9 protein-coding genes and 1 pseudogene are annotated in these 10,604 nt (G+C 60.7%); 4 read left to right on the plus strand and 6 right to left on the minus strand.

The window, feature by feature from the left end; all coding sequences use genetic code 11:
* Positions 1–151: 151 nt before the first annotated feature.
* The 3 genes from ACT53M_RS19920 to ACT53M_RS19930 all read right to left on the minus strand — a co-directional run bounded on the left by ACT53M_RS19920 (position 152) and on the right by ACT53M_RS19930 (position 5,383).
* The gene (locus ACT53M_RS19920) at positions 152–2,584 is read right to left on the minus strand and encodes a TonB-dependent receptor (protein WP_476235668.1); all 2,433 of its coding nucleotides are present in this window, start codon (positions 2,582–2,584) and stop codon (positions 152–154) included.
* Between the two features lie 85 nt (positions 2,585–2,669).
* The gene (locus ACT53M_RS19925) at positions 2,670–4,124 is read right to left on the minus strand and encodes a GH39 family glycosyl hydrolase (protein ID WP_476235669.1); all 1,455 of its coding nucleotides are present in this window, start codon (positions 4,122–4,124) and stop codon (positions 2,670–2,672) included.
* On the minus strand, positions 4,124–5,383 hold the full coding sequence (locus ACT53M_RS19930; protein ID WP_476235670.1) for an FAD-dependent monooxygenase: 1,260 nt from the start codon (positions 5,381–5,383) through the stop codon (positions 4,124–4,126). Before ACT53M_RS19930 ends, ACT53M_RS19925 begins: the two co-directional genes overlap by 1 nt.
* Before the next feature lie 75 nt (positions 5,384–5,458).
* Between ACT53M_RS19930 and ACT53M_RS19935 the strand changes: the two genes are divergently transcribed.
* Positions 5,459–6,130: a GntR family transcriptional regulator gene (locus ACT53M_RS19935; protein WP_476235671.1), complete on the plus strand. Its 672-nt coding sequence runs from the start codon at positions 5,459–5,461 to the stop codon at positions 6,128–6,130.
* 58 nt (positions 6,131–6,188) lie between these two features.
* Here the strand turns inward: ACT53M_RS19935 and ACT53M_RS19940 are convergent, their stop codons facing one another.
* Positions 6,189–7,409 carry an MFS transporter gene (locus tag ACT53M_RS19940; RefSeq protein WP_476235672.1) on the minus strand — a complete coding sequence of 407 codons (1,221 nt, stop codon included), beginning with the start codon at positions 7,407–7,409 and terminating at the stop codon, positions 6,189–6,191.
* Positions 7,410–7,750: 341 nt separating this feature from the next.
* Positions 7,751–7,867, minus strand: a pseudogene (locus tag ACT53M_RS19945) (Arm DNA-binding domain-containing protein); the annotation flags it as partial.
* 1,049 nt (positions 7,868–8,916) lie between these two features.
* Here ACT53M_RS19945 and ACT53M_RS19950 point away from each other — a divergent pair.
* The 3 genes from ACT53M_RS19950 to ACT53M_RS19960 are packed head-to-tail and all read left to right on the plus strand — an operon-like array spanning position 8,917 to position 9,466.
* Positions 8,917–9,162 carry a type II toxin-antitoxin system ParD family antitoxin gene (locus ACT53M_RS19950; RefSeq protein ID WP_476235674.1) on the plus strand — a complete coding sequence of 82 codons (246 nt, stop codon included), beginning with the start codon at positions 8,917–8,919 and terminating at the stop codon, positions 9,160–9,162.
* Positions 9,163–9,164: 2 nt separating this feature from the next.
* A complete protein-coding gene (locus ACT53M_RS19955; protein WP_476235676.1) occupies positions 9,165–9,377 on the plus strand; it encodes a type II toxin-antitoxin system RelE/ParE family toxin in 213 nt (70 codons plus the stop codon).
* The gene (locus ACT53M_RS19960) at positions 9,374–9,466 is read left to right on the plus strand and encodes a hypothetical protein (protein ID WP_476235675.1); all 93 of its coding nucleotides are present in this window, start codon (positions 9,374–9,376) and stop codon (positions 9,464–9,466) included. The genes ACT53M_RS19955 and ACT53M_RS19960 overlap by 4 nt, the downstream gene beginning before the upstream one ends.
* 576 nt (positions 9,467–10,042) lie before the next feature.
* Here the strand turns inward: ACT53M_RS19960 and ACT53M_RS19965 are convergent.
* The coding region (locus tag ACT53M_RS19965) for a hypothetical protein (protein WP_476235673.1) at positions 10,043–10,604 on the minus strand (562 nt) is incomplete at its 5' end.

A 10,604-nucleotide genomic window follows, 5' to 3' on the forward strand; every position in this document is an offset into this window, starting at 1 on the left:
CAGGTCGCTCACATTCGGTCTCCTTGCGGAGCCTGAATCACATCGCGCCTCTCACATCAATGGGTCCTGACCCTAGCACGGCATGCTTTTTAAGCAAACATTAAACAAACAGGGCGGCCGTGATTCGAAAACCGCCCCGTCCTATAACGAATCACCTAAACTTTGCTGAAAAGTTCACGCCTATTGTACGCGGGGAGCCGAACGCATAATTGTACAGGTTGATTGGAGGGCCTGCCGTAAATTGCGCAAACGTGATAGGAACATAATTTTCGACGTTTCGCACGAATCCTTGAATGCTGTAATTTCTACTCGGATCTGTCCAAGTGATCGACAAATCTGTCTGGGTATACGCCTTTTGAAGATCGGCCGCATAATTATACGACGTCAGGTGGTAGTCTGATTTGAAGCGGGAATAGGCGCTGGCACGCAGGCTTCCGGCCGCGCCCATATCGAAAATGTGGTCGTATCCGACCGCAATCGTAACCTTGGGAGCCTGTGGCGGCCGATTGCCCTTGAGATCGAGAACCGCCGTTCCCCCGTTCACGCCGGTGGCGAAGGCATTGAATTTCGTGAATTTGGCGTCGAGATAATTAAACGTGACGCGGAACTGATCGTTGGGCGTCAACGCCGCCGAGAAGTCTGTGTCAACGCCGTTGAAGCGCGCCCTGCCCGCGTTGACGGTCGCGTGCCCGACCGTGGTATTGATGAAGTTGTCGATCTGAAGATCGGTATAGTCATAATGGAATGCCGAGACGTTGAACTCGACCGTGTTGTGCAGGAAGCGATTTTTCGTACCGATCTCGTATGACGTGATCTTCTCGGGTTGAAACGTGCCGACCGTTTGACCATTAACGACGACGTTGGTGAGATTGTCGAAGCCACCTGAGCGATAGCCCGTCGAAACCTTGGCATAGAGCAAATGACCCGCGCCCGGCGTCCACTCGGCGCCCGCCAGCCAGTTGACCTCGCTATGGTTGTAACACTGGTCGAGCGACTGGTAGTTGCCGCTATCGGCTTCCTTGCAGCGGCCGGGCCGCCCGGTCACGGCGAGAATGTCCGTGGCAGTCGGGAAGGTGAGTCCGAAGGCGCGATTCACGAAGCCCAGGCCGGAATTCACGTAGAGCGCGTGCTTCTCGTCGCGGGACCACCGAACCCCACCCGTGAGTTTCAACGTATCCACGATCGGGACGTCGCCCTGCAGGAACAGACCCGTGGAATCGAGATTGACGAACGGCCGATAGAAAATGTTGACGTAGGCGTACTCGGAACCCGGAGGGCCGAAGGGCGGGTTCACGATCTGGATGCTCTGCGTGACCACCTGCTTTTCATGAAAGTAAAAGGCGCCACCCTGCACGAACAAGCCGTGTGGGCCGTGGTAGCTCAGGCGGAGTTCGTTGCTCCAGTCCCTGGAGTCCGCATTCGGCTGGTTCGACACGAACTGCAGATAGTTCGGCGTTCCACTCAGCGGGACATAAGTGCCTGTCTTGTTGATCAGATAGCCACCAACATACGACAATTCCAAACCGTCGCTGATGGTGTAGCGCAGGCTGCCGCGAAAGCTGATATTTTCGATGTTGGTGAAGCCGTCCGTGACAAGCGGGAAATCATGCTTTGGCAGGTTGAACGAACTGTTTCGCGGGATGAAATCGCTCCCGCCGCCGACGGTGGGTACTTGAACGACGCCCGGCGTGGTGGTGGTGATCGGAACGCCATATTGCGCGAAGGCAGAGGATCGCGAACTGACATATTCGCCTTGAAGGAAGCCGCTTAGCGTGCTCCCGGTATAGGCGAGCGTGGCCCTGCCGGCATCGGTCTTGTTACCGTCGTTCCTGCCGGCGGTCCCGCCGTCGACGCTGTTGTTGCGATAGCCATCATGTTGCGTGTGTATCCCGGCTACGCGGAACGCGAGGCCGTCAGCGATCGGCAGGTTGACCGCGCCCTCGACATTCCACGCGTTGTAGTTGCCGTATCCGGCGCTCACATACCCGCCGAACCTGTCCTCCGGTTTCTTGGTGATGATGTTGATGGCGCCCGCGGTGGAATTGCGGCCGTAGAGCGTTCCCTGTGGTCCTTTCAGAACCTCGATGCGATCAAGATCGAAAAAGCTCGCATTCAGCGCTACCGGCCGATTGATATATTCGCCATCGATGTTGACCGTCAGCGCCGCGTCGGCGCCCTCCGCGATCGACTCCGCGGTAACGCCGCGCAAGGACAGTTTCGTGTAGATCGTGTCCGTCGTCACGCCGAGATCGGGCGCCAGCCGCTGCAACCCGTTGACATCGGTGATGTTGGACGTCCGAAGATCATCGCCGCTGACGACGCGGAGCGCGATAGGCGTCTTCTGAACGCTGGACGCGGTTTTCTGGGCGGTGACGATAATTTCCTGAAGCCCGCCGCTGTTCGCGGACTGTCCTGCGGGATCCACCGTGTCCGCGACGGCTGGACCGTTGGCTGCCGCAGCGGCGTTTGCGGTGGTGCCGTCCGAGGCCGTCGAGCCCGGCGAAGCGGTGGTTTGGGCTGACGCCGCGCTGACGCCAATAAACGCGGCTGCGGTGCCGGAGAGCAATAGTATGCGTCGCCTCATCAGTACATCCTCCCTATATTGTCGCTCGATTTCGGCGATCTATTTTTAAGGAACGGGCAATCGTCTGGAATTGGTCGTTATTTGATTATGAGGATCGAGTGATTTCGATCAGTTCCACGCCCGGTGCCGTCAGCGTGCCTTGGATGGTAATCGAACCGCCTTCGCCTTCCTGCGAGTCGAGAATATCGCCGAAGTGATCCGCATCTGCCCGGTACCGAACCACTTTGTGGCGGCCCTGGCCCCAGGGCATGTCAGTGATGTCGAGCGTATAGCCGGTATAGCCGGCACTGCCGGCGTGAACGCGCCTGGAAGGAACATTCAAAGACATGTTCACCCGTTCGGTACCGATCGGCACCTGGAATTCGAACACGTCGCGCTCTCGGGCGATCAAGTACGCATCGGGGATCGCATAATTGGCGATCAGCACGCGAATGACATCCCCATCTGCGGTGCGGCCGGCCAGCACGGCAAATCCGTTCTCATCGCCACCCGTGCTGGGGAGGCGCTCCGTCGCGGCCAGCGTCTGTCCTACCAGGCGGAACGCGCTCGTTCTCGCATTCTCGCTGCCGTCGGCCTCGAAGATCCCGGCGGGATCCTTGAAGTTGTAGTGAAAATCCGTGCCCGTATCGGCGCGGAAGAAGATTGCCTGGTCGACCGCCGAGTCCTGCAAGTAGACGGCTGCTGCAGCGATGAACGCGGCATTTTCGGAATCCTTGAACTTGGCCGTCGGGATGCCGGTCATGCTCCAATAGGAGAGCAGAAGCTGGGTATCGCCGAAGCCGTGCTTGTCGAGGATCGCGCGGACGTCTACTGCAATCGTTCGAAAATCTAGCGGGTCGCGGGAATTGTCGGCGTACCACATCCAGGACAGGAAATCCAAAGGCAGCGACTTGTCTTTGATGAAGCCGAGAAATCCCTCGCGGAACGGACCTTCGTTCAGCGGAAAGGCGACACAGGGGCCGCCGAACTTCAGGCCGGCGTCGACACGCTTCACAGCGCGCGCCGCGGCCGCGTACATCGCGTAGAATTGATCCGGGGTACCGGAGAAGTGCAGCGTCCCGAAGTCCGGCTGATCCCCGAATTCCCAGTGCGTCACAGCCCCGGTAAAGCCGTTGCCCCATCCGCATACATAGTGGCGGACGATGTTTTCGACGACTTGCTCATACTTCGCCAAGTCCCCGATCGGTTGCTTGTTCGACGGGATCTCGCTGGCGATCGTGAAAAGGATATCCGCCCCGATCGAACGGACCTGCCGCACCCAGGAGTCGGTCGCAGCGAAATTGTAATTGGCTGGATCACTGGGATCCGCCGACCAGTCGGGAAACAGGCTTCTCGGGTTGTCGACGGTGTCCAGCCTCGAAACCCAATCATACGACCGAACGAGCGTTACGTGCGCAGCCTTCCACACGTTCAGGATGTCGGGAACACCGTCAGTTCCGGCCGCCGGCCCGGGAATGCCCGATGTTCCGTGAAGCTTGCGCATGTCGCCGGTCGAAACGCCCGCATGGACCGACACCTTCGCGATACGGTTCGTGTTCATCAATATTCACTTTCCAGAATGCGGTGAATGTAATCGAGGACTTTCGGCTCCTCGTGCACGAGATATGCGAGCCTTCGATCGAGCGCCTCGGGTGTCGCGGAATCGAATTCCTCGTGCATCATCTTCAGCGACTGGTCCCAGATGGCTTTCACGCGCGGGTACCGTCTTGCCATGAACTTGGTTTGCACGTCGTAGAGCGTGTCGTCCGAACGCAGGAGCTTGGCGAAGACCACGCCGTCTTCGATGGCCATCGCCGCGCCCGATCCGAGATAGGGCGTCATGGCGTGCGCGGCGTCGCCCATGATCATGACCCGCCCCCGGTGCCACGGATAGGGGACCAGGACCGTATCCAGCGGCGTGTACGCAACATTGGTGGCCATGCGCAGCGAATCGATTTCCTCCGCCATGAATTCGGAGTCTCCCATCATCTCCCGCGCTCTTTGATGCATGATTTGCGGGAATGCGGCGGGGTCGTGACGCGGGCGGCCTGGCTCGTAATGGGTGACGATCACGTACATCATGCCGCCCGCCAGCGGTACGAAGCCCACTTTGCCGCCAAAGCCATGGCAGAATATGGCGCCCTTCAGCGTATCCGGAGCGCGTACCGGCGCACGCCAGGCAACGCCGCCGCTGCGAACGGGGACGTACGTCTCGCCGAAAAGGTAACGGCGAATACTCGAGTTGATGCCGTCAAAGCCGATCACGAGATCATATCGATGCGATGATCCGTCGCTCAGCTCCACCGTCACGCCGTCGGCATCCTGCTGGATGTCGGTTGCCGTCGTCGACATCCTGATCGAGCAGCCGGCCTCCAGGGCGCGGGCGCTGGCCATCTCCAGGAAGCCCAGACGTGGGAGCTGGACGTTATTGGGCATGCCGTCGAACTGGCGCCCGTACGGGATGTCGACGACATGGTGTCCGTTCCTATCGAAATAGGAAAGTGGCGGCGTTGGAAACCCGATCGACAGCGTCGGTTCGAGAAGCCCGATCTCGCGCAGCGCGCGAAGGCCATTGGTCCGCAGCCCCCATCCCACGCCAGCCACCGCGTTGTCCGGCTTGATATCGATGACGTCGACTTCCGTACCGATCTGCGCAAGCGCGACCGCCGTGCACAGGCCGCCGATGCCCGCGCCGACAATGAGAATCCTGTTAGGCCTTGCCAATTCGACCTCTCCCAAAATTTCCGCGTGCGCAAGGCAATCGCCGGCCGCACCGCCATTGTGATATATCACGATGGCATGTGTGCGATTTTCGGTCAAGGCTTCCAATCTTGCCAGTGCTGCTGGACGGAGGCATGGTTCGCCCTCGGCACGGTGCCGAGCAGGAGGTGCTGGATGGCAGAGGCCGAGGGACGAAAACAGACGCTGGCGGACCAGGCCTATGCGGTTCTGCGGCAGCGGATCGTGTCCCTCAAAATGCCGCCTCGCATGCGCTTCACCGAGCGAGAGATATCAAAGGACATTGGCTTCGGGGCGATGCCGGTGCGGGAGGCCTTGGACCGGCTGAACCATGATGGTCTCGTCGAAACGATTCCCCGCCGCGGTTACCGCGTGGCCGGGCTTACCTTGAAGTCCGTGGATGACTTCTTCACGGCATGGAGCGCCGTATCACCGTTGATCATGCAGCTGGCACAGGAGCGAATCACGCCCGAGCAAAGCGCCTCCCTGGACGCCATCCAGCGCGAGCATTTACGGGCGATCAGAAAGGCGAAGCTCAATCCAGAGCACTGGATTCAACTCTCGCGGCAACGGTTCGATCTGCTTGTCGAAGCTACGCGTAATCCGTACCTCGGCGCGATCTACCGGAACCTGTCTGCAGAGATGGACCGGATCTTCCATTCCATCAGCAATCACGGCGAGGACGTCCGTACCATCTTCGAACTCGCAACCCGGTTCGACAGCGCGATTCCTTCTGTCGACGACACGAGCGAGTTCATCAGGATCAGCCGCGCGAAAATCGCGGAGATCATCATCGAGAAGGGCTTCGACTACTCGCAGGGCGGCTAGGTACACGCAACAAGACATGCGCCTTGTTCCCGTGTTGTGGCTTTTGCGAGTCCCAGCACTAGGTCGCGACGACAGCCCGCTTCGTCGATTTGCCGCGCAGCAGTAGCGACCCGAGCGCGATCAGCATCCCCGCAAAGGCCATGATGCCGGCGACGACAAAGGTGCCCTGCATGCTGCCGATGGCGCTCTGCACCAATATGACGGCCGGCGGGCTCAGGAACTGCCCTAGAAAGAAGCAGCCGGTCCATACGCCCATGCCGCGCCCGCGATGTTGGACCGGAAGCTCGCGCTGCGCCCATGCGACCAGCGCCAGGATCATCATTCCAGCGCCGGTCTGCTGGATCATCACCCCCACGCTCATCCACTTCCAGTCGGGAGCAAAACCGATCACGCAGAGGCCCGTGCCCACCAGCCCGAGCAGCAGGACGAAGGCGACTTCCGAGCGACGCTTGCCGGTGAGCCAGAAGATGCCGGCCCCGACCGAAACCATGAGGCTCGGCAGGAAGGTGATGCGGCCGAGTTCGTCCGACGACGCCACGCCGACCTCGCGAAAGGCCAGGCCGCCGTTCACGGCGTAAACATAATATGTCGCCGAGCAGAACAGCGTCACCAGGCCGATCCGTCCGATATTCCGAACCGGGAATGCCGGCCGGTCGTGCGGACCCTGCTCCGCCGCCGCGCGGGTGGCGTCGATGTTCGGCTCGAAGACGAATGCCAGCATGGCGAGGAAGATCGGGAAGGCGGCCAGGTAGATGAGGAACACCCCGTTCCACCGCATGCCCGTGAGATATCCGGACCCAAGGATCAGCGCGCTGCCCAGGAACGGGCCAATCATTCCCTGGAGGCTGAGCCAGTGTCTTCGGCCCTGCTCGTCCCAATAGTCGGCGATCAGGGTGTTTACCGTGGTGAGAATTGCCGCTTCGGCGATACCGAGCGCAATGCGCGACAGGAACATGGCATTCAGGCTGGTGAGGAAGAAGGGCGCTGTCCCCGCCATGGCGTAGAGCAAGGTGGACCAGACGACCAGCGCGCGGCGTCCGAAGCGATCGATGAGCGCGCCGGCGAAAGGGGCGATCACCGCGATCGCGAGGCCCGGGGCCGTGACCATCCACGGCACTTTCCAGCTTGCCGTCGGATCATCGTGGAAATGGTCAATAATCGAGGGGACGGCGGGAAACATCGAGACGACCGCGATCATCGGCAGAAAGCCCGCGACCACCACGGTCAGTCCTTGCGGCGCCCCCGCTCGGGGGCTCCGTTCATGCTGCAAGCTTGCCACGAGCCTCTCCACTAAGCCTGATTATCGAATATGTTTCCCGTAATATATCAAGAGACGAACGGAAGGCAACTAAATGGCTCGCTACCCGCCCCAGGGCGTGTTGTGCGCTCGATGGCGCAATCGCCGTTCAATGCGTCACACCTTGCTCCGACGCTGACGTGAAGCGTGGAATGGAACCATGCGCGTCGCAGGCAAACAGCCGATCGCTGATGAACATGCGCGAGCAAGCCGTCGGCTGTCCCCCGTCAGCACCAATGGCACAGATTTGAGGTTGTGAGTTGAGGAGGATCGAGCACTTCTTCCTTCTTGAGCTTCGTCGCAACGGCGGGATCGCGAAGGTTCTACAGGACCGCTTTCGCCTCGTCCCGCAGAAGCCGGGCCTCGGCGAGCGAGACTTTGGGCCATGCCCCAAAAGCCATGCCCTTCTGCTTGCCGTCGAAGATATAGCTCCACCGCCAGAGTTTTGCCGCCGGCGGGCGTGACGGGCGAGGAGCGGGTGATAGGCGTCGGTGAGTTTGTACGGCTTGGCGCGGGGTTTCGCCGCCCGGATCCTAGCATCGGTGATGCATCGACCGGTCTCCAAAAAAGTACCACATTTTTGACCGCGTGTACCACACGAAATACCCACCGAGCGTATCGGACAGGCACGCACGGGTACGGACGGCCAAGGCCGAACCGGTCTGCTGTTCACTCCTGCCGGTGGCGACCAAGCTCGCTCCATGTCCTTGCCTGCATTCGCCTCCCCTTCCGTCTTCGGCTCAGGGTATAGATCGCGCACCCGAATATAGCCGCCGTGCGGCTTTCCCACAGGGAGATACCAGTTGGTGTACACGAGTCCCCGCCGCGAATGATCCGCGCTGTAGGTGCGGGCGACCCATAGGCCTGCTCCGGCTCGGGGAGCGCGCACGCGCGAACGGACGAGCCGGATCGGCGAGGCGACGCGCCAGTTGTTCCTCGAGATCGCCCATGTCAGCGGAAGTGCGGAGCACGTCCAGACGATCCGCCTGCTGAACGGCCGGCTCGCGCCACTGCAACACTGCAACGCGCGGAATGCCGCGTATTCGACGACATAGCCGAGGAATACCGGCAATTGCGGGACCACTTGCACCATTGCGATCGCCGCGGCCTGGTGACGCTACTGGAGCGATACCATCGCAAGCGCCTGCGCGCGGTGTCGGACATACTCCTGGCTGTCCCCAGCAACCGATGATGGCTGGCAAGACAGGTTTCACGTGACCGCTGGTGTTTACATGTTCCTAAGCTGCCGAGCGTGAGGACAGAACCGAAAGGTGCTTAGGGGGCTCAAAAGGACGACAACTGCCACGGCCTGCTCCACCGACCACGCGAATCGTGCCGCACCCGGAACAATTCAACCAAACAACCCATGTCGAACCACCTCCAGGGCGTCGGCTGCACAATGGTCTCTGTCCGCGGGGGCAGATCATGGCCGAGCATCAATTGGCAAAATTTGCCAATCTTTGCTATTTTCCTGGCATTGGAGGTTGCCATGGCTACGATGAACATCTCACTGCCCGATCCGATGAAGCAATGGGTGGAAGCGCAAGCCGACACTGGCCGGTATAGCAATGCCAGCGACTATGTGCGCGATCTCATCCGCCGTGACCAGGAACGCGCCGACAAAGTCGCGGCCATGCAACGCCTTGTCGATGAGGCCCGCGCCAGCGGTTTGAGCGACGAGACGATGGCGGACATCCGAGCGCGCGCGACCCGCCAGGCCGGCTTGCAAGCCTGACCGTGCCACGCTTCCGCTTAACACGCGCCGCAACCGACGACCTGACAGCCATCTTTCTCGAAGGCATCGCGCAGTTCGGCCCGCCCCAGGCCGACGCCTATCACGAGGGGCTGCGCAGGATATTCGCGTTTCTCGCGGACTATCCCCATCTGCGCGCTTGCGAGAAGAGATCTCGCCGCCTGTCCGCGTGCATCCCTACAAGGCCCATCTGGTGATTTATGATGTGGGAGATGGGGACGAGGTCGTCATCCTGCGGGTCCGCCATGGTCGGGAAGATTGGATATCCTCGAATTACGATGGCTAGCCGTAACACGGTAAGCGCTGGCAGCCCGTCCACAGAGATCCACACCCTATTTTGACATCTCTCATGCCGGCCAACTTAAGCCATTCACATCGGCGGGCGGGAACGACCGCTCGGGCCGAAAGCGGCCATTGGTGGCTCCAATCCCTTGATCGGCGGCAGTGCCCGGGAATCGATTTTCCGCATTGGCGGCTCCCGCCCCGATTCCAGTCGTCCAGCGTCCCAATCGTGGAGCTGAAACCTGCCGTTAGTTCATCTCCGACGGCGAAAGTTGGAATGACGAGGTCTGGGACAAACCCGTCGTTCCAAGGCCTCAGGTTGAAGGTCTGCCTTTGCCGGCAGCTGACGTCCAGCGCTCTTTCGCATGGCATTGCTCAACGACTGAAGCTGGGCCGATTGCGGACTGGCAGATACCGACCAAACAAGGACGACAGCGGACATCCCCCTTATGGTGAGAGAGAGAACGGAGCCGCTTATTGCGCATTATGGCGCATAGCCCACCAGCGACTTTCGCTGATCGGGCTGCTGGAATTTGCCCGGCTCGCTCGTGCCGGCTTGCCCGTTCCATTCGACGCGAAACTACGTCGCGGACGGACCATCGTCCTTTTCGAGGAAGGCACCGAAAGCTCGCCCCTGTTCGACCACCTGCTTCAAATCTGGGCGCCGCGCATACTGGGCGATCTCCGTTTCGAGGTCGATCTCCCGCAGCCCGCTTCGTGGACTAAATAGTGTCACGACGGCACCTGTGCCGATCGGGTATTGCGAGTTTGCCACCTCGCTCCTGCGCGAGCGCATAAGCTCGGTGGTGAGATCCTGAACGATGTCCTGGTATGGCTCGGAAGCCAGTCTTGCCAGGACCGGTGCCGCGCAGGCGCATACGCGGGAAGCGCACGCGTGGTGAGGTCGAACTCTTCGATCATCTGGGTGCGCGCTGCCTGGCCGAGCTTCACGGCCCGTTCCCTGTCCTCGAGCAGGCAGTCGACTGCCTCGACGATTGCCGCAGGCGAGAAAGAACGGCCGTAGCCGCTCCATCTGCTCGTCCGTCAGCCAAAACAGGTCGCTCGTCTCTGTCTCCTCACAGAGCTTGATGATGTGGACGCCCCCGCACCGGGCGGCAGCTATGCTGTTGCCCGGCATCTGC

The organism is Sphingomonas sp. DMC6, assembly GCF_056314225.1.

Coding starts and splice junctions, on each gene's coding strand:
- ACT53M_RS19950 (WP_476235674.1), top strand. CDS start 8,917: ATGGCTACGATGAACATCTCACTGCCCGATCCGATGAAGCAATGGGTG.
- ACT53M_RS19920 (WP_476235668.1), bottom strand. CDS start 2,584: ATGAGGCGACGCATACTATTGCTCTCCGGCACCGCAGCCGCGTTTATT.
- ACT53M_RS19925 (WP_476235669.1), bottom strand. CDS start 4,124: ATGAACACGAACCGTATCGCGAAGGTGTCGGTCCATGCGGGCGTTTCG.
- ACT53M_RS19935 (WP_476235671.1), top strand. CDS start 5,459: ATGGCAGAGGCCGAGGGACGAAAACAGACGCTGGCGGACCAGGCCTAT.